Origin of the sequence: Carnobacterium sp. AT7 (genome assembly GCF_000171855.1) — a bacterium.
Classification (GTDB): Bacteria; Bacillota; Bacilli; order Lactobacillales; family Carnobacteriaceae; genus Carnobacterium_B; species Carnobacterium_B jeotgali.
Genome location: NZ_ABHH01000008.1, coordinates 51,179 through 75,521 on the forward strand (window position 1 = coordinate 51,179; position 24,343 = coordinate 75,521).

A 24,343-nucleotide genomic window follows, 5' to 3' on the forward strand; every position below is an offset into this window, starting at 1 on the left:
CTACCAGATAGAAAAAAAACGACTCTATACTTTTTAGTCTAGATAGATGAATTTAGTCTATGCTTAACACTTCTGGAGGAATAGGATTGCTTGTAGCCCTGTAAAGTATTCAATGCGAATTATATCGCTTTAACGCTTTAGCGTTTAAGCGGTGTTTGAGGCTTGAAAGATCTTAAGACTTTAGGCTTAAGACGGTACCAGGGCTCTTACAAGCAAATCCGTCTATTCCGAAAGAATTTTTAGAACCATTCACACTATTTGACGAAGAGCCAAAAAAACAATCTTGAAGACCCAACAGTTAGGGATCTTCAAGATTGTTTTACTACTTACTCAGTCTACTCTTCTTCACTAAATTGGCTATTATAAAGATTTGCATAAAATGCTCCTTTTTCAAGTAGCTCTTCATGTGTTCCTTGTTCAATAATTTCTCCTTGATCCATAACTAAGATCAAATCCGAATCACGTATAGTAGACAAGCGGTGGGCAATGACAAAACTTGTTCTGCCTTCCATTACCTTTTTCATCGCTTTCTGGATCAAACTTTCTAAACGAGTATCTACTGAACTAGTCGCTTCATCTAAAATTAAAATTTTCGGATCAGAAATTACAGCACGTGCGATGGTTAAAAGCTGCTTCTGGCCTAAAGATACGTTAGATGTCTCTTTATTTAGTTTCATATTGTATCCATCTGGTAACGTACGAATAAAATGATCGACATTAGCTGTTTTTGCTGCTTGAATTACTTCTTCATCTGTTGCATCTAATTTACCAAAACGAATATTTTCGGCAATGGTGCCACTATAGACCCAAGCATCTTGCAGAACCATTCCAAATAAAGAACGTACATCTTGTCTCGACATCGATTTGGTATCGATTCCGTCAATTTTGATAGCTCCTTTATCTACATCATAAAAACGCATCAATAAATTGATTAAGGTTGTTTTTCCTGCTCCTGTAGGTCCGACAACAGCTACCGTCTGCCCTTTTTTTACAGAAACATTCAAATCACTGATCAATGTTTTCTCTTTCGCATAACCAAATGCTACATGTTCAAAGTCAACATTTCCTTCTATTAAAGAAGGCAGTGGGCGTTCGGCTTCATTGATTAGTTCTTCTGGTTCATCTAAAATTTCAAAAACGCGGTTTATAGCCGCTGCTGCACTTTGGATAACTCCAGAGAGTTGTGTGATTTGAGAAATAGGCTGGTTAACTTGCCAAATATATTGCGTGAACGCTTGTAAATTTCCAAGAGATAACGTACCTATAATAACTAAGTATCCTCCTCCTATAGCTATTCCAAAATAAGCTACATTGGAAACAAATCCAACTAGTGGACTCATGATTCCCGAAATAAACGCGGCTTTAAAACCATTTTTATTCAACATTTCATTGATTTCTTTAAATTCTTCTAGTTTATCATCTTCTTTCCCATACAACTTGATTTCGGTAAAGCCACTAAAACTTTCTTGCACATGTCCGTTCATAGCTCCTAGCGATTCTTGTTGACCTTTAAAATAAGGTTGAGACTTATTGATTACTGCTTTAGAAATGATAAAAGAAAGCGGGATTGTAGCCATAATGACTAAAGCTAATGGGATAGAAATATAGAGCATCATCACAATGGCAAATAGGATTCCCATAAACGAATTAACCATTTGAACCAGACTTTGTTGCATAGCATTACTAATAGAATCCACATCATTCGTTACACGACTGAGTATGTTTCCTTGTTGATTGCGATCAAAATACGCTACTGGAAGACGATTGATTTTTTGTTCAATTTCATTTCTTAAATCTCGCATCGTATTTTGTACAACATTTGTCATGATATAAGAAGATAAATACAATGTAACTTGGTAAATAGCTGCAATCCCTAAAATAATAAGAACAATATTGAAAATATAAGGAAAATTAACAGTTGCACCAGGAGTTCCTTTTAACATGTCTGCGACGTTTTTTCCTAATTCTGTCATTGCTAACCCTATAATGAAAGGCTGAATTGCATTGACAATCATACAAACAATGGTTAGTCCTATAGCAGAGAAAAATCCTAATTTATAAGGTTTAATGTACTGCCAAATGCGACGAATAGAATCCTTCATATGACTCATGCTAATTCCTCCTTCGACAATTGTGATGACGCAATGTCATAATAGACATCTGATTTTCTCAAGAGCTCTTCGTGTGTCCCTTGAGCAACCATCACACCCTTATTTAAGACAATAATGTTGTCAGCATGCATGATTGTTCCTACACGTTGCGCAACAATCAAAACAGCCGCATTCTCTGTTTCTAATTTCAAACGCGCTCTTAATTTCGCATCGGTTTGGTAATCTAATGCCGAAAAACTATCATCAAAAACATAGATATCTGGTTTTTTTATAATGGCTCGTGCTATAGATAACCTTTGCTTTTGACCACCTGACATGTTGCTTCCACCTTCAGATAAAAACTCATCAAACTTATTAGGTTTCTTTAAAATAAAGTCTTTTGATTGCGAAATATCTGAAGCTTCATCAACTTCTTTTATATTTGCATTCCATTTTCCATAACGCATATTATCCGAAATTGTTCCGGTAAATAATAAGGCTTTTTGAGGAATATAACCGATTTTTTGACGTAAAGCACTTAATTTATACTCTCTCACGTCTACTCCATCTACCAATATACGCCCTTTAGTAACATCATAAAAACGTGGAATCAGTTGAATCAAACTAGACTTACCGCTCCCAGTACTGCCAATAAAAGCAGTAGTCTCTCCCGGTTTAACGGTAAAACTAATATTTTCAATGACAGGTTCTTCTGTATTACCTGGATACGCAAAAGTTACATTTTCAAATGCTAGATAGCCATGCGTTTTAGTTTCTGTAACGCCATTCTCATTTTCAGTAATCGAGGGTTCTGTATCAAATATCTCTTGGATACGTCTTGCAGAAACGGCTGCTCTTGGGTACATCGTAAAAATATTAGCGAACATCATGAATGAAAAAAGAGCATGGAAGATATACTCAATAAAGGCTACTAAACTCCCCACTTGTAAATCGCCGGAATTTATTTCAATCGCTCCTTGCCAAATCACAATCGCAAAAATAAAGTTAAAAACGATTGAAAAAATCGGCATGGCTAAAGCCATTAATTTAAATAACTTTTTAGAAACCGTCATATAATTTTCGTTCACTTCATGAAAACGTTGTTCTTGAAATTTTTCTTTTACAAATGCACGGATGACTCTTAATCCAGTTAAATTTTCTCGTAGGTTTAAATTAATGTCATCTAAATTCGTTTGTTGTCTATTTGATAACGGACCTGAATACTTTCCGATAAAATAAACACTTCCTAATAAAAAAGGAACCGCAATTAACACAATATACGATAATGATGGACTAGTACGCACAATCATTATAAAACTTGAAATGAACATAAGAGGTGTCATCATTCCTATTCTGAGCACCATCTGTAAAAATACCATAATTTGGAAAGCATCATTTGTTGTACGTGTTACTAAAGATGAGACACCAAATTCATTGTATTCTTTATGTGAAAAAGATTGAACTTTCTCAAAGATATCATTCCTGATATCTCGAACAATCCTTGTCGTAATTTTACTAACCGTATAAGCCAATCCAATTAATCCAAATAACCCAATTACAGAAATAACAAGCATCCATTTTCCATAATAAGTTACGACATCAAAGTCATTAAACATTAACCCCTCATTAATCAGTTGAGCCAATAATGTTGGCAACCCTAATTCAATTAGGATAAACCCAAAAACACATAAAAAATTCAAAAATACTAATTTTTTATATTTCATAGTGTATCTCCACATTAAATTCATTTTATCATCTCCTTGTTTTATAAATTAGTTTTAGCGCTGCTAGGCTTCTTTCTTTATCTACAGTATAAACAAAAATAGACTTTTACGTTATACAATAGCCATAAAAAAAATATCTATTATACTATAGCATAGTTTATAATTTTAAAGCAGTCTCATCTCTAGCTTTTTCAAATGAATTGAATTGTCACCTCAACTCTTTTTCATGATAACTAACTTTCTATACTTAATTAATGAATTATGTTAAAATAAAAATAGCTGTTGTGTACTTACCACAACCACTAGTTCGGGAAAAATACTAAACTGAATAAAAGAATGAACCAGGATTTTTTCTAGCCGCTTTACATTCATGTTAAGGAATTAAACTGACGTGGTTTTCGTTTGATCAACTGTGAAACTATTTCATAGGCTGATTTCTCGTAATGCAAAACACTTCACCAAGTATTTATAAAAATAACGAAATGATCTTTACAAATAAAGATTGTTTACAGAGGAGAGAAATAAATGATTTTTAAAATCAATTATCAAGAAACAAAATTAAGAAATCCGAAAAGAGAAGATACGCAAACACTTTATTTAGAAGCAGGAAGTGTTGTTGAAGCTCGTGAATTAGTTGAACAAAATACCCCCTACAATATTGAATTTGTTCAACAAATTGATGGTAAATATTTAGAATATGAAAAAACTAGTCCCGACTTCAAACTAGTGGAGTTTAACTAATGAAACCTTCTATAAAAAATAACGAAGCTGCTGTCTTTGCCATTGGGGGTTTAGGGGAAATTGGTAAAAATACGTATGGTGTTCAATTTCAAGATGAAATCATCATTATTGATGCCGGTATTAAATTTCCTGAAGACGATCTATTAGGAATCGATTATGTTATTCCTGATTATAGTTATATTGTACAAAATATTCATAAAGTAAAAGCTTTAGTGATCACACATGGACATGAGGATCATATTGGTGGGATTCCTTTCTTACTAAGACAAGCTAATATTCCTATCTATGCTGGTCCATTAGCTTCTGCCTTGATTCGCAATAAATTGACTGAACATGGTCTATTACGTGATACTGAATTGCATGAAATTGGTGAAGATGATGTAATTAAATTCCGTAAAACAAGTGTGAGTTTTTTCAGAACAACTCATAGTATTCCCGAAGCTTTTGGTATTGTGGTTAAAACGCCACCTGGAAATATTGTCTTAACAGGTGACTATAAATTTGATTTCACTCCAGTTGGAGAACCCGCAAACTTGCATCGCATGGCTAAAATAGGAGATGAAGGCGTACTTGCACTATTGTCAGATAGTACTAATGCTGAAGTCCCTACTTTTACAAAATCGGAACAAGTAGTTGGAGAATCCATTACAAGCATCATGCAGAAAGTAGAAGGACGTATTATATTTGCTACTTTCGCTTCAAATATTTCTCGTTTGCAACAAGTTGCAAATGCAGCAATTAAAACGAAAAGAAAAATTGCCGTTTTTGGTCGTAGCATGGAATCATCTGTTGCAACTGGTCGTCAATTAGGTTACATTACTGCTCCTGAAGAAACTTTTGTAGAACCAAGAGAAATTAATCGCCTTCCTGCAAGCGAAAGCATTATTTTATGTACCGGATCGCAAGGTGAACCGATGGCGGCCTTGAGTCGTATCGCTAACGGAACCCATCGTCAAATCTCTATTCAACCAGGCGACACTGTTATTTTCTCTAGTTCTCCTATTCCAGGTAACACTTCAAGTGTAAATCGAGTAATTAATTTACTCTCAGAAGCTGGGGCAAATGTTATTCACGGAAAAGTAAATAATGTTCATACATCTGGACATGGTGGTCAACAAGAACAAAAATTGATGCTTCGTTTAATGAAACCTAAATACTTTATTCCTGTTCATGGTGAGTACAGAATGCAAAAAATTCATGCTGGACTTGCTGAACTAGTTGGAATTCCAAAAGAGAATTCTTTCATCTTAGACAACGGAGATGTAATCGCATTGACGGCAGATTCTGCTAGACATGCTGGACACTTCGAAGCTGGGGATGTTTATGTAGACGGAAAAGGCATAGGCGATATTGGTAATGTTGTTTTACGAGACCGTAAACTTTTATCTGAAGAAGGTTTAGTAGTCGTAGTTGTAACCATTGATTACAAATCGAAAGAAGTACTAGCTGGTCCGGATATTCTTTCACGTGGTTTTATTTATATGCGTGAATCAGGAGAACTAATCAATGACGCGCAACAAGTCATGACGAAAAGTTTAAATAAAAGCTTAGCAAACGACAAAGTAACAGAACAATCTTTGAAAAATACAATTATTGAAAGCTTAAAACCGTTCTTATATGAACGGACTGAACGTCACCCTATGATTTTACCGGTTATTATGCCGGTTTAATCTCATAAAAAAGCCTCATACAAAACTCTTCTTATAAGATAAGAGTTGTATGAGGCTTTTTTTTAATTCTTATTAAAGTGATAAATAGGTTCATCACGTTTTTTATCAAAACTAACTTGTAAATCATACCCATTAAAAAACCATTCATCATTTTTATCAATAAAATAGGTTACGTCGTTTATCGTTGTTTTAACTAAAACGTCAACTGGTTGGGTAACTTCCATTCCAACTGAGAAACCTTCATGAACTTCTGTTTTTCCATAAACTTTTCCCATAAACCTTACACCATTGCCTTTTTCAAGGCCGACCTCATTTTCAAACCACTCTTTAGCACTATCCGTAATTTCAATTTTCATAGTAAGTTTCACAGAACTTTTTTCTGTGAACCCTCCTCTCATAAGGACTTATCATTCCTATTAATTCTAACACATTAAAGGGGCTAAAGGTATCCTTTGAAGATAGATTAATAACCACTATCTCTAAGGCATTTGACCTTCTAGCCAGTCAATTTCTTTGATTCCACCGACAATCATTAAGGTATCATTGACTTTAATCATCGCATCAGCTGCAGGAGAAATGATCATTTCTTGTCCTCTTCGAATACCAATTACATTTAAACCAAAACGTTGTCTAAAATTCAATTCAAGAAGTGTTTTATTAAAGAATTTTGGATTCGTCACTTTTAATTCAACTAATGAGTACTTATCCGATAATTCTAAATAATCGACTACGTTACGTGAAACCAAATGATGTCCAATCCGAATACCCATATCTCTTTCAGGATGAATAACATGATCTGCGCCTATTTTTTCCAGCACTTTTCCATGGTATTCATTTTGTGCTTTAGCAGTTATATATGGATTTCCCATTTCTTTAATCATCAACGTAATTAAAATACTTGCTTGGATATCCTCACCAATAGCTATAATCACATGATCAAAATTCCGAATCCCTAATGAGCGCAAGACACTTTCATCTTGCGCATTTGCTACTACTGCATGTGTAGCGATATTCATGTATTCATTTATTTTATCTTCGTTAGAATCAATAGCCAATACATCATGCCCACTTTCAACTAATGTTCGACAAATACTGCTCCCAAAACGTCCTAACCCAATAACTGCAAAATTTCTTTTCATTTTTTCACCAGCTTTTCTTATACTTAGTCGCTATAATTAATTAACTTACTTTTATTCAATCAAATGGTGTTTAAACGCATAAATAGCTGCTTGTGTCCTATCTTCCACTTCTAATTTAGCTAAAATATTTGAAACATGTGTTTTAACTGTTTTAAGCGTTATAAAAAGCGCATCTGCAATTTCTTGGTTGGAATTCCCTTGAGAAATTAACATTAAAATTTCTTGTTCCCGATTGGTTAAATCATCATGTAACTGATGAACTTGTTTTTTAGTGAGACGTGCCATCATTTTACCTGTTACTTCAGGTTCAAGTATGATTTCGCCTTTATATGTAGAGCGAATTGCATTGGCAATCGTACTCGCTGTTGATGTTTTCAAAATATAACTAGCGGCTCCTGCTTCAAGTGCAGGATAGACTTTTTCATCGTCAATAAAACTAGTTACAATCACTATTTTTGCTTCTGGCCAATCCTTCATTATAGCTTTTGTAGACTCAATTCCATCCATTACATCCATCACTAAATCCATTAAGATAACATCTGGGCGCAATTCTAGTGCTTTTTCATATCCAATTTTGCCATTTTCTGCTTCTCCTATGACCTCTATATCACTTTGAATAGATAAATAAGACGAAACTCCTAATCGAACCATTTCGTGATCATCGACTAATAGTACTTTAATCATATCGTTTCCACCCCTTTTTCAATCGTATCCATCAGTGGTATCTTTATTTCAACACTTGTTCCTTTATTTTTAAAACTGATGATTTTACATGTTCCACCCATGCCCAACACTCGTTCATTAATATTTTGCAATCCGTAATTTCCAGCTTTATTCTCTGTTGTATTAAATCCAATTCCATCATCAATGACTCTTAGCAAGACTGATTGATCTATTACTTGAAGGTAAACTTCTAACCCCTTAGCTTTCGAGTGACGCAGCGTGTTAGAAAGCAATTCTTGAACAATTCGGAATAGATGATCTTCAATTCCATTTGTTAACGAAACATCATCAATATCCCATTTTAATTCAATTTGAACTTTCGTACTCATTTCATTTAAAAGTTGTTCGATTCCTTTTTTCAAGGACTTGCCTTCTAAATTGACGGGTCTTAGATGAAGCAAAAGGGCCCGCATTTCTGCCTGAGCTTCATTCACAATAGATTCTATTAGTTTTACTTGTTTTTGTAACACGCCACTTGATTCGTCCATTTGTTCATTTAAAGCAGACAACATCATCATTGCCGCAAAAAGTTGCTGACTAACAGAATCATGTAACTCACGTGCCAGCCGGTGACGCTCAGAAACCAATATTTCCTCTTTAGTCTGTCCATTAATAGAATTTGATGTATTGTTATTTATTTGCGCTTCATTTGCTAAAATGACTAATTTTTCTCGAATATCAACGAGTGCTTTTTTTAAATCATCTGAGAAAAAATAATCCTCTTCATTTTTAGCCAGCAATTGAGCGAATAACTCTTTTGAATAATCTCCCTTAACAAGAGCGTGCAAAGTCTCCTCAATTTGCTGCCACTGGCGTTTGTTCACATAATAAACCCCTAATGTTAAAGCTAGACCAATTACTGCTGAGACCGCTAGCAAATACCAAATAAAGGGGATATAAAAAAAGCGAGTTGTAAAAACATCTAAATACCAGCTTTGAGAAGAATTAGCATAACTATAACTAATTATAACAGCAAAAGACAATAAAAAAACAATTGAACTGCTCGTGAAAAAAAGTGAACTAATCACTTTTTGTTTCATATCGCAATCACCTCTAAATCTCCTACAAAGACATTTGTGACTATTTTTAATGTTCTGGCTTGATTTTCATAGTCTTTGCTATACATTTTAATCGATTCATTTTCCAACGTATAATAGTGATCTTCAAAAGCAATTTTTCCTTTAATGGCACTATGCTCTATCATAATACCTGTACCTATTGGGACTAAAATACGAGTTTTTCCAAACCCTTTCCTAATAACAATATAGTTTTCATCTTTAGGCAAAATCGTATTTCCTAAATCAATAATTGTATCTCCCATAAGAATCGAAAAATTAATGTCATCCCATTCATAAATTGAACTGCCGATTCTTTCATTTCCTATCCAATTGCGTTTAAACCGTTTTGCATCCTTTGGTAGGCTATCTGTCGTTTCAACAACTACAATTTCTTTTTCATTCCATGGGGCTTGTTGAAAATTAAACGTATCCATTTTGGAAAATACTTTCCCATAATTCATATAAAAAAAGATAACGGCTACTATTGACATATACCAAAAACCGCCAAGAGACATGATTGAAAGCACTGACAAAAATATGCCACTAATCAAATACATTCTTTTTTTTCTTTTCTGTTGGTTTCGGCCTAAAAACATTAACCAGCATCCAATAACCAGAAGCCCTAATAGAAATAAATTATTAATCAGCTGATACAATGCTACTATCAGTAAGAGAGATTCAATTAATAAGAACCATTTCCAATTATTTTTCATGTCCTTTACGTCCCCTTTGCACACGTTCTTTTATTCAGTATACCGTTTTTTATCTATTATGTAATGTTCTTTAGCATGAACTCTAACTGAGACTAAAGATGTATATTCAAAAAAAAAAATAAAAGCTGCTCAAAACGAGTAGCTTTTATTTAAACGTGATTGGCTTAGCTAATTTCTACAATTTTAACAAACATGTCTCCACCTGGTGTAGCAAAAGTTACTTCACTACCTACTTTTTTGCCCATTAAAGCTTTAGCAATTGGTGAATCATTTGAAATCAATCCTTTAAATGGATCTGCTTCAGCACTACCAACAATCGTATACTCTTCTTCATCACCATCAGGCAATTCAATAAAAGTTACTTTTCTGCCTAATGAAACTTCATCTGCTGCCGTTTTTGAGTTATCAATAATCTCAGAAAAACGCAACATGTTTTCGATAGTTGTTACTCTACCTTCGACAAAAGCTTGTTCATCTTTTGCTGATTCGTATTCAGAGTTTTCAGATAAATCTCCAAAACTACGAGCAATTTTAATTCTTTCTACAATATCTTTACGCTTAACCGTTTTAAGATATTCTAATTCTTCTTCTAACTTTTTTTTGCCATCTAACGTCATTGGATATACTTTCTCAATCATTTAATGCGATCTCCTTTTTTAGAATCATATCTGACTCATGCTTTCACTATTTAGTTGAAAGCGTAATTATCTTTTCAACATTGAAAAGATACCATGTTGAATGTCATTTGTAAACAAAAAATGCTAATTCGTCCAAAGTTTTAATTTAACTATCATACTTACAGTAAGGCTTTTAGTGTGTTTTACTTTTCGAATAAAAACTTAATTGTTTGTTCCAGTTAGTTCTTCAACTAAGATACTTCTAATTTTAGTTGTCATCAAGTCGATAGCTACTTGGTTCGTTCCGCCTTCTGGAATAATAATATCGGCGTATTTTTTAGAAGGTTCAACAAATTGGTGGTGCATTGGTTTTACGACCGTTAAGTATTGTTCGATTACTGAATTAAGTGTACGGCCTCGCTCTTCTATATCTCGTTTGATTCGGCGAATAATACGTATATCGTCATCTGTATCTACGTATACTTTTATATCCATTAATTTTCTTAATCGTGGATCTTCTAAAATTAAAATTCCTTCAAGGATAATAACCTCTTTAGGTTCTTGAATGATAATTTCTTTACTTCTAGTATGCGCAGCATAATCATAGACTGGCTTTTCAATTGCTTTGTAGTGATCAAATCTTCTAAGTGCTGAATAAGTAAATCCGTATCAAAAGCAAATGGATGGTCATAATTTGTTTTTAACCGTTCTTCAAAGGATAAGTCATCTTGATTTTTATAATAAAAATCTTGTTCTAACATTAAAATAGAATGACCTGTAAATTGATTATAAATTGCACGACTTACACTAGTTTTTCCACTACCAGATCCACCAGTAACGCCAATCACTATTGGTCTTTTTTTGTCTGTCATACTTATTCCTCTTTTCTTGTGAAAAGCATTGAATCAGTTGATTCAATGCTTTATTAATTCTTTTTTTTACCATTCATTCTATCGCTTTATTAATCAACATATTCTGCTTTATACTGAAGATGCTGCTCATATGTTTCAGCATAATAAATTTTACCTGTTTTCATATCGGCTAGAAAATAAATATAGTCTGAATCAGTGGGTTCTAAAGTTGCTCTTATAGCATCTGCACTTGGGCTATTAACAGGTCCTGGACCAAATCCCGGATAGATATACAAATTATAAGGAGAATCAACTTCAATATCTTTTAACGACACGTATTCTTTGTGTTCTCCCAAAGCATATAGAACAGCTATATCCGTTTGTAAAGGCATGTCAATTGCTAAACGATTATTAAAAACTCCAGCAATCAACTTACGGTCTTCTAATGTGAACCCTTCTCGTTCGACTAATGAAGCAATCGTTAAGATATCCTGCACACTCCGATTAGACTCTTTAATTTTAGGATAAAATTCTAGCATAACTTCATCCATTGTGCTGATCATTTTCTCAACCAACTCTTCTAATGTCATCTCTTCAGGAAAATCGTAAGTAGCTGGAAATAAATAACCTTCCAAAGCATACCTAGTATTCTCAGCTTCCATAGTAGAGGTTAGTAATTCAGGAAACTTAGTCTGCATTTTTGTTAAAAAAGCTTCATTTTGAATGACTGCTAAAAAATCCTCTTTACTGTATTCCGTATTTTCAGCGATAACATCTCCAATTTGATCAATTGAAGTGCCTTCTTTGACTAGGATTTTAGTCCCTTCGTATTTCGAAGCCGTCCCACCCTCTTGAAGTTGATCAATAATTGAATCAAGAGTCATAGATGGAGAAAACTCATAATTCCCAGCTTGAAAACCTGTTTCGTTATTCATACGGATGTAATAACTGAACACGGTAGCACTTTTTATGATACCTTCATCCTGTAAAATACCTGCAATAGCTTTAGAACTAGATCCTGATGGAATTTCAACTAGTGTTTCCGTTTTATTCTCTTTATCCAGAGGTTTTAAAGACGTCGTAACATACTGGTACCCCATCACGCCAAAAAGGATTAAAAGTAGGATAAATGCCGCTAAAATACTAAGTACAATTTTCTTAACCAGTGTTGTCTCTTTTTGTCTTCCACTTTCCATACTAGTTAAATTAACACTTGCTTCTCCTTGATCTTTCGTCTTGCTGTTCTTTTTTCTTTTTGACAAGAAGCGACCCTCCTAACTATAACAACTATTTACTTGTTTTTTTCTCTTTCACTATGACACTAACTTGTATCATTATACATGATATCAGAGTTCATGAGAACAAAAAAAAGCTGACAAATTAAATTTGTCAACTTTTCTATGCATTTTACACATAATTACATCATTTAATGAATAAGATTATTCTTCTTCATCTGCTAAGAATGTATTTAATACTTCTTCAATCATATCCCATTCTTCTTCAGTTTCAATTGGTTTTAACTCGCCTTGTTCTCCAGTTTCAGTTTCGATGAAAGAGTAAACTTCAAGTTCTACTTCTTCTCCTTCACTAGCTCCAGCAGGATAAACAAAGACATAAGATTTTCCATAGTCATCTGAATCAAATGTAAATAAAATTTCGTATAATTGTTCATTACCTTGTTCATCTACTAAGGTAATATGTTCGTGATCGTGATCGTGTTCGTGATCATGGTCGTGATTGTGGTCATGTGACATTGGTCAACACTCCTTTAATATGAGATAAGTTTCTTTTCTATTTTAGCGTACTATTCATTGAATTGCTAGTTTTGATTTTGATTCAAGTAATTCTGAAGAATCATAACCGCCGCTACCTTATCAATAACTTTTTTTCTTTTTGCTCTAGACGTATTGCCTTCTTCTATCAACATTCTTTCAGCTTGAACAGTTGTTAACCGTTCATCTTGTAAGATGACTGGTAATCCAAATGTTTCTTTGACCAATTCAGCATACCGCAAAGAAGCTTCGGCCCGAGGACCGATAGAATTATTCATATTTTTAGGCAAGCCGATTACAACTTTTGTGACTTCATGAATGGCGATTAATTCACCAATTCGGTCTATGCCATATTCTTCTTGTGCTTCATTAATTTTAACGATTTCAATTCCTTGTGCTGTCCAGCCAAACGGATCACTAACGGCTACACCAACAGTTTTTGAACCAACATCTAATCCCATTGTTCTCATTAAGCTTTATGTCCACTCTCTTTCAAATAGGTCTTTACAATTTCTTCAACGATTTCGTCACGTTCATGGCGTCTGATCAAATTTCGAGCATCTTTATGACGTGGAATATAAGCAGGGTCTCCTGAAAGCAAGTAACCAACGATTTGATTGATTGGATTGTATCCCTTTTCTTCTAAAGCATCATATACTAAACTCAAAGTTTCTTTTACACTTTTTTCACTATTGTCACCAACGTTAAAACGTACTGTTTCATCTGTTGAACTCATGGTCTACACCTCAATTTCTGTAACATCTACTCTTATTTTACAAGAAAGCACTTTAAACTACAATGATTATCAGAAATGAATATCAGAAAACGGTTAATTCTTTCTTTTTAAAATTGAGAGAGCGGAAAAAAGCATTTAGAACCAAATCGCTGGGACGAATAAGTGCATTATGTTCATCGACCATCGAGTATTATCCTTAAAGTAGACGTCGGTTCTGTTTTAGAATAAACAGTCCTATATAAAAAAGAGGCTGGGATTTTTTCCCCAGCCTCTTTTTTAAGTTTAGTCGATAATGATGTTACCCATTTTAAATGCACACATTTATTTTTTTTCGTTTACCCATTCAGTCACTTTAGCTAACGCATCTTGTAAACCTGCTGGATTCTTACCGCCTGCTTGAGCCATATCAGGTCGTCCACCACCGCCACCACCAACAAGTGGTGCAATCGTTTTGATTAAGTCACCGGCTTTAAATCCTTTTTTAATTGTTGCATCATCAACAGCTGTTAGCAGATTAACTTTTCCATCTTTTGAAAAACCTAAAGTTAAAACGTTTGAAACAGCTTTTTGCTTCCATTGATCAGCTAATTGGCGCAATTGATTCATATCATTCACATCAACTTCAGCGGAAACAACTGTTATTCCATTAACTTCTTGTACATTCTTAAAGATATCACCAGCTTGATCACTTGCTAATTTTGCTTGCAATGATTCATTTTCTTTTTGTAGTTCTTTTAATTCGGTTTGTAACTGTTGCACTTTCGTAACTACATCTTGAGTTTGTTGAGCTTTTACTAAATCAGCTACAGCGTTCAAGCGTTTTTGTTCTGTTTGTAGCAAGTTGTAAGCAGCTTCACTTGTTACAGCTTCAATTCTGCGAACACCTGCGCCTATTCCTGATTCAGAAATGATTTTAAAGATACCGATTTCACTTGTATTGCTAACATGAACCCCACCACATAACTCAATCGAATAATCGCCAACATTTACAACGCGAACCAGATCTCCATATTTTTCACCAAATAACGCCATAGCTCCCATTTCTTTAGCTTTAGCAATTTCAGTTTCTACGGTTACAACTGGAAGAGATTCCCAAATTTTTTCATTTACAATTTGTTCCATTTCGTTCAATTCTTTTTGTGTGATTTGACCAAAATGTGTAAAGTCAAAACGCAAATGGTTTTGAGTTACTAATGAACCAGCTTGGTTCGCATGTTCGCCTAAAATATCTTTTAAAGCTTGATGCAATAAATGAGTAGCCGTGTGGTTTCTAGTAATTTTATTTCTTAAAGTTTCATCAACTTCAAGTTTGTACGTTTCTCCTACCGTTAAACTCTCTAGTACTTCTACTGTATGAAGTGGTTGTCCTGCTGGAGCTTTTTTAACATCTGTAACTTTTGCTACAATTTTACCTGTTGTATCTTTGATTATTCCTTTATCCGCAATTTGTCCGCCCATTTCAGCATAAAATGGTGTTTGGTCAAAAATCAAACGAACTTGTTCACCGGTTTTAGCTGTCGTTACAAGTGCTTCATCTGTTGCAATAACTGCTAGTATTCCCATAGCTGTAGTTTTATTGTATCCTACAAAAAGACTTTCGTCATTTAGGCCTGCAAATAATTTTGTTTGAATACCCATTGATTTTTCACCGCTACGAGCAGCACGAGCACGATCTCTTTGAGCAGTCATTTCGATTTCAAAACCTTCATGATCTACTTCAAAACCTTCATCTTGTGCAAATTCTTCAGTCAACTCGACTGGGAATCCATAAGTATCATATAACTTAAAGATGTCAGACCCTGCAATCGTTTTTTCTCCATTAACTTTTAATTCACTGATGCGTTCGTTTAAAATTGTTAATCCATCATTGATTGTTTCATGGAATCGTTCTTCTTCATTCTTGATTACCTTAACAATGAACTCTTCTTGTTCTAAAATTTCAGGATAATGACTATTCATAATATTTCCAACAACTGGGACTAACTTAAACATGAAGGCTTTATCAATGCCTAATTTCTTACCATGCATAACCGCACGACGTAGCAAGCGACGCAATACGTATCCGCGTCCTTCATTAGAAGGCAAAGCGCCATCGCCAATAGCAAAGCTCACTGCACGGACATGATCCGCAATAACTTTAAAGGAAATATCGTCTGTTGCATTTTCACCATATTTTTTGATTCCGCTCAATGCTTGTACTTTTTCAATGATTGGCATAAATAAATCCGTTTCAAAATTTGTTGGGGCATCTTGTAAAATTGAGACAACACGCTCTAATCCCATACCTGTATCAATATTCTTATTAGGTAATGGTTCATAAGTTCCATCACGTTTATGATTGAACTCAGAGAAAACTAAATTCCAAATTTCCAACCAGCGTTCATTTTCTCCACCTGGATAATTTTCCGGATCATTTTCAGCTAAATCATTAAACGCTTCACCGCGATCATAAAAAATCTCAGAATCCGGACCACTTGGACCAGCACCAATGTCCCAGAAATTATCGGCAACATCTATAATGTGATCATCCGTTAATCCAATTTTTTCTTTCCAAATCATTTTCGCATCTGTATCTTCAGGATAAACTGTTACATACAATTTTTCAGGGTCTAATCCTAGCCATTTTTCCTCAGTTAGAAATTCCCATGCCCATTCAATAGCTTCTTCTTTAAAATATTCTCCAATAGAAAAATTTCCTAGCATTTCAAATAAAGTATGGTGGCGAGCAGTTTTACCGACATTTTCAATATCGTTCGTACGGATACTTTTTTGTGCATTCGTAATTCTTGGGTTTTCAGGAACTACAGAACCATCAAAATATTTTTTCAAAGTTGCTACTCCTGAATTTATCCACAATAATGTAGGATCTTCAAAAGGGACTAGTGACGCACTAGGCTCTACTTTATGCCCTTTTGATTCAAAAAAATCTAAAAATAATTGACGAACTTCGTTACTTGATAATCTTCTCATTTTATTCTTCCTTTCAATTTTAAATCTGGTTGTTGTAAAAAAAAGCACAAAAAAAGTCCAACAACAGCATTGCCAGACAAGGACGAAAAATTCGCGGTACCACCTTGTTTGCAATGATGTCATTCGACAGTTCATTACCTCTTAAGTCTCGATAACGTGAGAAACGATAGTATTTCTACTATTTTATTAAGGGAGCATCTATTTAATATTGTTAGTTTTCTTTCAGCCTAGGAAAACTTTTCTTTAAACAAGTGATTAAACTAATTTATCCTTAGTACGTTTAAAGTATAGGAGAATCTATCACAATTGTCAATGAATAAAAGTACTTTATTTGCTAAGAACCTTTAAATAATAGTCTTTTCTTTAGCGAGCGTAAATCCGCGTCCCCATACTTCACTGGCGCTCATCACAACTACAAAGGCATTTTCATCCACATCTAAGATTGTATCTTTTAAAAGTGTAAATTCTTGTTCTGCAACGACACACATTAACATTTCCTTATCTGAGTTCCCATATCCACCCTTAATACCTAAATTGGTCACTCCACGATTAACTACACTAAAAATGGCTTGTTTCACTTCAGCTGGGTACTCAGATATGATCATAACTGTCTTAGAATGATTGAATCCAACTTGAACAACATCAATCGTGCGACTAATGACAAATAATGAAATGATCGAATACATCACAACTTCTCCATCAAATACAAGTAAAGCACAGATTATGACTAAACCATCAATTAAAGCTACACTCATACCTAAAGGTAACTTTAAATACTCATGTATAACTTGAGCTATAATACTAGTGCCTCCAGTTGAAGCTTTTGCTCTAAAAACGATACCTAAACCAATACCCGTAATGATGCCGCCAAACAAAGCAGCTAACAATGGAGTATCTGTCCATGGTTTTATAAAATCAAGCATGCCAATAAATGCGGGTAAAATTAAACTCCCAAGAATCGTTTTATACCCTGCTTCTTTCCCTAAGAATACAAAACAAATTAAAAGCAAAGGGATATTAAAAGCTAATTGCACAATGGAAGGATCCCAGTTGAATACACTGCTTGTAATTGTACTGACTCCGCTAACTCCTCCTGAGACAATTAAGTTAGGCAATAATAGCGCATTAAATGAAACAGCTGCAATAAACGAGCCAACTACAATATAGAGAATATCAAGTGCTCCTAATGTATATTTATTTGATAATAATGTTTTCTTCATGAATATAGTCATCCTTTCTTAACAATGAAACAAAATCCTTGTTCATTCTAACACTTCAATCTTATTTACGGCAGACTTTTATTATTTTCTCATGATTTTTTCGCAAATTTCATTTTCGTTTGCTTTATAATGAAAGTTGACGCAATAATAAATATTTAAGACAAAGGAGTCTTCATGTCTGCACACGAAAATTATCACCTCATCATAAATGAATTATCTGGTTCTGGTAAAGGAAAAAACGTCAGTAAAAAAATTTGTAAAATACTGACAAGTAAGCACATTCGATTTCAGTTACATAAGTCGACTTATCCTGGTCATACTGTCGAAATCACTAAAACTTTAGTGCAAGAGATCAGCCAACAACCAACTGAAACTCAATTGATTATTGTCATTGGCGGAGATGGAACCTTGCATGAAGTTCTTACAGGCTTAGGGGAAGAATTTGCTCACATCCCAATTGGGTATATTCCTGCTGGATCAGGCAATGACTTCGCTCGTGGAACAGGTATCTCTAAAAATCCTGCGAAAGCTTTAGACCAAATTTTAACAACTCAACATGCGAAAAAGTTAGATATCATTCAATACTATGATCATAATCAACAACTTAAAGGATTTGCCGTAAATAATGTTGGCATTGGGTTTGATGCTGCCGTTGTAAAAAAAGCCAATCATTCTCCATCTAAAACTTTTTTAAACAAATTAGGTTTTAGTTCTCTGGTTTATTTTGCCAGCTTAGTTCAAGTTTTCTTTGAGCAAGCTGTCTTCCCCTTAACCATTACCACGGATGGAAAAGTAAAAACCTTCGAGGATGCTTTTTTAGTTATTGTAAACAATCATCCTTATTTTGGTGGAGGCATTCCTGTCTCTCCAAAAGCTTCTCAAACAGACGGAAAACTAGATTTGATTATTTTGCCTAAGCGGTCTTTTATGAATCTTCTCTATCTTTTCGCGTTAATGCTTTTTGGAGGGAAACATTTATATTATAAAGATGTGTACTATTATCAAGCGGAGGCTATCTCACTTAAAACGCCATCAACAATTGATTCAAATGCCGATGGTGAAGAACTAATTGTTCAGCCGATTGATTTTCAACTCAAAACTAGCTCACGATATTTTTGGTTATAGCTAGTAAAGAATCGCTTTAGCGATTAAGCAGTGTTTGAGGCACCCATACTATTTGATAAAGAGCCTAAATAAAAAAGAGTTTCAGAAGATTGCTCTTCTGAAACTCTTTTTTATTTTATAGACCAGGCACAATACCATCCATTCCAATCATTGGATCAACCGCATTGGATTGAATCATGTCTATCGTCAGACGATAATTTTTTGGCTGTTTATCGTCTATAACTTCAGTTTTATCACTCGCTAATGATAACTGCTCAGAAGTATTAGCAGCTACTTCTGGTTCAGTTGCTTTAGTTACTGTTTTTTCTTTATCTGAAACTGATTTTACATTTACAACTAGTTCTACTTGTTGTTTTTTCTCTTCCAATAGACGCTCGGCTAATGTTGTTAATCTAGTTGCTGAAGATTTAGCTACACAATCTTCAAATGCAGTCGGTTCACCACATAAAATAAGCAACTCACTGCTTCTCGTTATAGCAGTGTAAAGTAAATCGCGTCTTAACATACGATGATAATTTTGAACCATTGGCAGAATAACCATTTTGAATTCTGATCCTTGGGATTTATGGATTGAACAACAATAAGCTAAAGTGATTTTTATCCATTCATTTCGTTTATAGACGACTTCATTGGCATCAAATTGAATAACGATTTCATCTACTTTATCTTCTGTTTCCTTAGCCAGATTGATTCCAACAATTTCTCCCATATCCCCATTAAATACGTTCATTTCTGGATAATTTACTAATTGAAGAACTTTATCCCCTATGCGGTAACTTTTTTCATTGAATTTAACTTCTTTTCTCCTGCCAGAAGGGTTCGGGTTGAAAATTTCTTGCATCATTTTGTTTAACGCATCTATCCCGGCTGGCCCTCTATACATAGGTGCTAACACTTGAATATCTTGAGCAGTAAAACCTTTTTCTTTAGCCTTTTCTACAACTTGGCGAATAACCGGTTCAATTTGATACGTATTGCATTGAAAAAAAGAGCGATCTTTTTTATTTTTGGTAAAATCGGCCGGTAATTGCCCTTCTTTTATTGCATGAGCCAAGGGAATAATTGAAGAACCGTCATCTTGTCGGTAAATTTCGGTCAATTCTCTACTAGGAATTTGTTTGGCTCTGATTAAATCATGTAAGACCTGACCAGGACCAACAGAAGGCAATTGATCTTTATCCCCTACAAAGATAACTTGCATATTTTGTGGGACAGCTCTTAACAATTGATTTGCTAACCACGTATCTACCATCGACATTTCGTCTACAATCAATAAACCACCTTCTAATTCTCTATCAGAAAGCTCAGCAGTTGGTTTTTCTTGACCATTTAATCCTAAAAGGCGATGAATTGTACTACTTGGTAATTCAGTAGATTCATTCATCCGTTTAGCAGCTCGCCCGGTTGGTGCCGCTAAAAGAATAGGAAAAATTTTATCCGTATAGTCATCTAGTTCTAACGATAAACCGTTAAGTTCTGCAAATAAATTGACAATACCGTTTAATACAGTCGTTTTACCTGTTCCTGGTCCACCAGTTAAAATAAATAATGATGAAGTAACAGCTTGTTCAATGGCTTCAATTTGTGAATTGCCATACTGGATACCCAATCTTTTTTCCATTTTACGAATTTCTTTTTTAACATTATGTGCAGGATAATTAATTTTTTTACTATTTTCCATCAAGCGTTTTACTGATGTTGCAATTCCCCATTCGGCTGCATATAAAGAGTTGATATACAACTTATGAGCATCTTCAATTAATTTATTTTCTTCAATCAAATTCAATAATTCTTTCGCAACTAGATCAGGCTCAATAATGAATGAACGACTTTCTTCTAACACTCTTATCGTTTCGTTTAGTAACGGCTCTGCTAATGTATACGTATTTCCTTCACTGAGGCACAATTCATTGAGCGAAAATAAAATAGCCGCTTGAATACGTCCAGGAGAATCAGCAGCAAATCCAAGATTCTCTGCAATCGCATCTGCTTTTTTAAACCCAATGTTATCAATATCTTCTATCAACTGATACGGATTTTCTTGAATGACCTCCAAGGTTTCTGCTTGATACGTTTGATAAATCGTATAGGCTAATCGACTTCCAAAACCAAAATCATTTAATCCAATAATGATTTTTTCCATCCCATTACTTGAACGGATCATATTAACAATAACTTCTTTTTTCTTGTCATTTAATCCAGGAATCTTAGCTAAAACTGTTTCGTCAGCACTGATTTGATCAATTGCATCATCCCCTAAAAGTTCAACAATTGTTTCAGCTGTTTTTTTTCCTATTCCAGGAAATTTATCACTTGAAAGATAAGCAATTACACCTTCTGCTGAAGTTGGTTTTTCTTGGCTGTAACGTTCTGCGTTGAATTGCATGCCAAATTTTGGGTGATCAGTCAATTGACCAAAAAAACGATAGGTCTCATCTTCTTGAATTTGTCCAAAGTTTCCCGTTATCACAATTTCTTTTTCGGCAAAGGAACTATTCGTATCGACTACTCGTGCTAAAATAACTTTATAAAAATTTGTCGGGTTTTGATAGAAAATTGCAGCAACTTGCCCTACAAAATAGGGTGGATCTCCTGCAAATAAATCTAAATTGTCTTGCATAACCACTTTCCTACCACCACCCTTTCTATCTCAACTAATCAAACCACTCACTCTTTTTGAGTTTTCATTACAGCCTCTATGGATTGTAACTGTTCTAGTCGTTTACCGTATGTTATAGGATTTAATTCTTTTGCTTTATCGAAATAGTGCTTAACAGAATGGTCTTCTTCTTTTAATGCCATCCCAACTACACCACGTTTAAACCAAGCTTCATCATTTTTCGGTGCTTGTTCGATACTTAATTCAAAATAATGTTTTGCTTCATTAAATGAACCCGTCTCCATTAGAGTATTTCCTATAATTAAGATTACCGTTAAATCCAAAGGGTCTTCTTCATAAGCACTTAAGAAATAAGCTAAGGCTTTTTTAGATTGATTTAAGGCTAAAAAATTCTGCCCAATCATTACCATAGCATCTTTTTTTAATGGTGTTTCAGTAAATTGAATAACTTGATTAAAATACGTTAAAGAGGTCGAGTAATCTTCAATCTCGTAATATAAATTTCCAAAGGCATAAACAAAAATTGAATTTTCAGGATATTTTTCAATTGCTGTTTCTAATATTGCTTTAGCATCTTCATATTTTTTCCCCAGAATAAACATAGTCGCTAAATTATAATAACTATCGCTATTGGCAGGATTATCATTTATTTCTTCTATAAGTAATTGAATGGCTTCGTTAAACTCACCTTTTTCCCATAGCTGAAAAGCTTCATGGTTTCGATTCATACTTATCTCCTCCTTCTTGCAACTTTAACTATTTTACACCAAATTCCTATTGGATTCTACTGATGACATTGTTTTCTATTTAAATTAACACTAATTTTTTTCATCTAAACCAATTTAATGTGCTATGTACACTAAAAAGCTAGGAGTGTTGTGCTCCTAGCTTTTTGCAGTCTATTAAATTTTAAACATATTGCAGTTCTTTTGTTTCATTGTAAGCTGCATCAATCGTGCCGCCACCTAAACATTCCATGCCGTCGTAAAAAACAACTGCTTGACCTGGAGTTATCGCACGTACTGGTTCGTCAAATTCCACTGTAGCTGCTGTTCCATCTTCATTCAAGTGAACAGTTACGCCCGTATCCGCTTGGCGGTAACGGAACTTCGCTGTACATTTGAACACACGCGATTTTTCTTCATTCGTTGTAAAATGAAGATCAGAAGCTTCTAAGTGAGTTGCTAATAACCACTCATGATTAAACCCTTGACCTACGTATAAAGTATTCGTTTCTAAGTCTTTTCCAACAACAAACCATGGATCACTTGATTTTCCACCGCCGCCAATACCTAAACCTTGACGTTGACCAATCGTATAATACATTAATCCATCATGTTGTCCTTTTATTTCACCATCTACAGTCATCATATTACCCGGTTGAGCTGGTAAATAAGTCATCAAGAATTTTTTAAAATCACGTTCTCCAATGAAACAAACGCCTGTAGAATCTTTTTTCTTAGCAGTAGCTAGTCCTGCTTCTTCAGCGATTCTGCGTACTTCAGGTTTTTGCATGCCACCTAAAGGAAATAACGTTTTAGCTAATTGTTCTTGTGATAATTGATTTAAGAAGTAAGTTTGATCTTTATTGTTATCTACTCCTCTTAGCATATGAGTAACACCATTTTCATCACGTTCTACTTGAGCGTAATGACCAGTAGCAACATAGTCAGCCCCCAGTTCAATAGCGTAATCTAAGAAAGCTTTAAATTTGATTTCTTTATTACACATTACATCTGGGTTAGGCGTACGGCCTTTTTTGTACTCTTCTAAGAAGTAGGTAAACACTTTATCCCAATATTGTTTTTCAAAGTTAATTGAATAATAGGGAATACCAATTTGATTTGCTACAAGTGCAACGTCATTGTAATCTTCCGTCGCTGTACACATACCGAACTCATCGGTATCATCCCAGTTTTTCATAAAAATTCCCACCACATCATAGCCTTGTTGTTTTAACACTAAAGCTGTAACGGATGAGTCAACACCACCGCTCATACCAACTACGACACGAGTCTTGCTATTGTCTTGCATTACATCACCATCATTTCAAATAGATTCTGAAAATCTTACGATTTGAAGGTCGTATTTTTCCAGTCCTTATCATTATACTAACTTTTAGTCAGAAATCAAGCTGCTCAAACCAAATAGGAGACATGCTCAAAAAATACTGAGACACCTCTCCTGTTTATTTGATATATTCGATTCTTTTATTTCTTATCCTTTTACTAGCACACCACGTTCAACAAGATCTGCTAAGGTAAAGGCTACTTTTTCGCGCGTTTCTTTATAAGCATCCCCATTGTAGATATTTACCGTCCGCAATCCATTTCCTGTCGTTACTGAAAGTTTTAATTGTGTTAAATCGTCTGAAACAACGATTTTCAATTTCACACCTTGATTGCTTGTCAAGTTAGCATCCATTGTGCGAATCAATTGGAAATTCCCCTTTTTGGTTTCTTCAAAACCATTATCTCTCAAGGTATATTTTTTCACATCAGGATTTACCTGAAATTGCTCATTGGCTCCTAGTAAAGCTGCTTTCTTTTCAAATGCCATCTTATTCCCTCGCTT

The 24,343-nt window shown here is 34.5% G+C and carries 21 protein-coding genes and 1 pseudogene; 3 read left to right on the forward strand and 19 right to left on the reverse strand.

Translation table 11 applies throughout. The features are described from left to right. Window positions 1–335: 335 nt before the first annotated feature. Window positions 336–2,111, reverse strand: a complete 1,776-nt coding sequence (locus CAT7_RS04765; RefSeq protein WP_007722550.1) for an ABC transporter ATP-binding protein — start codon at window positions 2,109–2,111, stop codon at window positions 336–338. Then, window positions 2,108–3,838 (reverse strand): ABC transporter ATP-binding protein, encoded by a 1,731-nt coding sequence (locus tag CAT7_RS04770; RefSeq protein WP_007722552.1) that lies wholly within the window; start codon window positions 3,836–3,838, stop codon window positions 2,108–2,110. Before CAT7_RS04770 ends, CAT7_RS04765 begins: the two co-directional genes overlap by 4 nt. Before the next feature lie 501 nt (window positions 3,839–4,339). Between CAT7_RS04770 and CAT7_RS04775 the strand changes: the two genes are divergently transcribed. Both CAT7_RS04775 and rnjA read left to right on the forward strand, forming a co-directional pair. Continuing rightward, the gene (locus CAT7_RS04775; RefSeq protein ID WP_007722554.1) at window positions 4,340–4,555 is read left to right on the forward strand and encodes a DNA-directed RNA polymerase subunit epsilon; all 216 of its coding nucleotides are present in this window, start codon (window positions 4,340–4,342) and stop codon (window positions 4,553–4,555) included. Then, window positions 4,555–6,225, forward strand: a complete 1,671-nt coding sequence (gene rnjA, locus CAT7_RS04780; RefSeq protein WP_007722556.1) for a ribonuclease J1 — start codon at window positions 4,555–4,557, stop codon at window positions 6,223–6,225. Before CAT7_RS04775 ends, rnjA begins: the two co-directional genes overlap by 1 nt. A gap of 62 nt (window positions 6,226–6,287) precedes the next feature. Here the strand turns inward: rnjA and CAT7_RS04785 are convergent, their stop codons facing one another. The 13 genes and pseudogenes from CAT7_RS04785 to CAT7_RS04845 all read right to left on the reverse strand — a co-directional run bounded on the left by CAT7_RS04785 (window position 6,288) and on the right by CAT7_RS04845 (window position 18,024). Further along, entirely contained in the window at window positions 6,288–6,581 is a 294-nt protein-coding gene (locus CAT7_RS04785) for a HesB/YadR/YfhF family protein (RefSeq protein ID WP_007722559.1), read from the reverse strand. A 123-nt stretch (window positions 6,582–6,704) separates the two neighbouring features. Continuing rightward, the gene (locus CAT7_RS04790; protein WP_007722561.1) at window positions 6,705–7,364 is read right to left on the reverse strand and encodes a potassium channel family protein; all 660 of its coding nucleotides are present in this window, start codon (window positions 7,362–7,364) and stop codon (window positions 6,705–6,707) included. Window positions 7,365–7,415: 51 nt separating this feature from the next. After that, entirely contained in the window at window positions 7,416–8,048 is a 633-nt protein-coding gene (locus CAT7_RS04795; protein WP_007722563.1) for a response regulator transcription factor, read from the reverse strand. Continuing rightward, window positions 8,045–9,127: a sensor histidine kinase gene (locus tag CAT7_RS04800; protein WP_007722566.1), complete on the reverse strand. Its 1,083-nt coding sequence runs from the start codon at window positions 9,125–9,127 to the stop codon at window positions 8,045–8,047. The genes CAT7_RS04795 and CAT7_RS04800 overlap by 4 nt, the downstream gene beginning before the upstream one ends. After that, on the reverse strand, window positions 9,124–9,858 hold the full coding sequence (liaF, locus tag CAT7_RS04805; protein ID WP_007722567.1) for a cell wall-active antibiotics response protein LiaF: 735 nt from the start codon (window positions 9,856–9,858) through the stop codon (window positions 9,124–9,126). The genes CAT7_RS04800 and liaF overlap by 4 nt, the downstream gene beginning before the upstream one ends. A gap of 164 nt (window positions 9,859–10,022) precedes the next feature. After that, the gene (gene greA, locus CAT7_RS04810; protein ID WP_007722569.1) at window positions 10,023–10,496 is read right to left on the reverse strand and encodes a transcription elongation factor GreA; all 474 of its coding nucleotides are present in this window, start codon (window positions 10,494–10,496) and stop codon (window positions 10,023–10,025) included. A 201-nt stretch (window positions 10,497–10,697) separates the two neighbouring features. Continuing rightward, window positions 10,698–11,347 (reverse strand): annotated as a pseudogene (udk, locus tag CAT7_RS04815) (uridine kinase). Window positions 11,348–11,436: 89 nt separating this feature from the next. Further along, window positions 11,437–12,588: an endolytic transglycosylase MltG gene (gene mltG / locus CAT7_RS04820; protein ID WP_007722575.1), complete on the reverse strand. Its 1,152-nt coding sequence runs from the start codon at window positions 12,586–12,588 to the stop codon at window positions 11,437–11,439. A 177-nt stretch (window positions 12,589–12,765) separates the two neighbouring features. Continuing rightward, a complete protein-coding gene (locus CAT7_RS04825) occupies window positions 12,766–13,080 on the reverse strand; it encodes a DUF1292 domain-containing protein (RefSeq protein ID WP_007722576.1) in 315 nt (104 codons plus the stop codon). Between the two features lie 65 nt (window positions 13,081–13,145). Next, on the reverse strand, window positions 13,146–13,568 hold the full coding sequence (gene ruvX / locus CAT7_RS04830) for a Holliday junction resolvase RuvX (RefSeq protein ID WP_007722577.1): 423 nt from the start codon (window positions 13,566–13,568) through the stop codon (window positions 13,146–13,148). Beyond that, window positions 13,568–13,834, reverse strand: a complete 267-nt coding sequence (locus CAT7_RS04835) for an IreB family regulatory phosphoprotein (RefSeq protein ID WP_007722578.1) — start codon at window positions 13,832–13,834, stop codon at window positions 13,568–13,570. The genes ruvX and CAT7_RS04835 overlap by 1 nt, the downstream gene beginning before the upstream one ends. Before the next feature lie 321 nt (window positions 13,835–14,155). Further along, entirely contained in the window at window positions 14,156–16,804 is a 2,649-nt protein-coding gene (gene alaS, locus CAT7_RS04840) for an alanine--tRNA ligase (protein ID WP_007722580.1), read from the reverse strand. 344 nt (window positions 16,805–17,148) lie between these two features. Then, complete coding sequence (locus tag CAT7_RS04845; RefSeq protein ID WP_007722581.1) at window positions 17,149–18,024, reverse strand: YitT family protein; 876 nt, start codon at window positions 18,022–18,024, stop codon at window positions 17,149–17,151. A 174-nt stretch (window positions 18,025–18,198) separates the two neighbouring features. On the opposite strand from CAT7_RS04845, the gene CAT7_RS04850 reads away from it, so the two are divergent. Continuing rightward, on the forward strand, window positions 18,199–19,149 hold the full coding sequence (locus tag CAT7_RS04850; protein WP_007722582.1) for a diacylglycerol/lipid kinase family protein: 951 nt from the start codon (window positions 18,199–18,201) through the stop codon (window positions 19,147–19,149). Window positions 19,150–19,264: 115 nt separating this feature from the next. Here the strand turns inward: CAT7_RS04850 and recD2 are convergent, their stop codons facing one another. The 4 genes from recD2 to CAT7_RS04870 form a co-directional block, all read right to left on the reverse strand. Next, window positions 19,265–21,769 (reverse strand): SF1B family DNA helicase RecD2, encoded by a 2,505-nt coding sequence (gene recD2 / locus CAT7_RS04855; protein ID WP_007722583.1) that lies wholly within the window; start codon window positions 21,767–21,769, stop codon window positions 19,265–19,267. 47 nt (window positions 21,770–21,816) lie between these two features. Then, window positions 21,817–22,497, reverse strand: coding sequence for a tetratricopeptide repeat protein (locus CAT7_RS04860; protein ID WP_007722584.1), 681 nt, complete (start codon window positions 22,495–22,497; stop codon window positions 21,817–21,819). Window positions 22,498–22,678: 181 nt separating this feature from the next. Continuing rightward, on the reverse strand, window positions 22,679–23,803 hold the full coding sequence (gene mnmA, locus CAT7_RS04865) for a tRNA 2-thiouridine(34) synthase MnmA (protein ID WP_007722586.1): 1,125 nt from the start codon (window positions 23,801–23,803) through the stop codon (window positions 22,679–22,681). 183 nt (window positions 23,804–23,986) lie between these two features. Continuing rightward, entirely contained in the window at window positions 23,987–24,328 is a 342-nt protein-coding gene (locus CAT7_RS04870; protein WP_007722588.1) for a cysteine desulfurase, read from the reverse strand. Window positions 24,329–24,343: the final 15 nt, after the last annotated feature.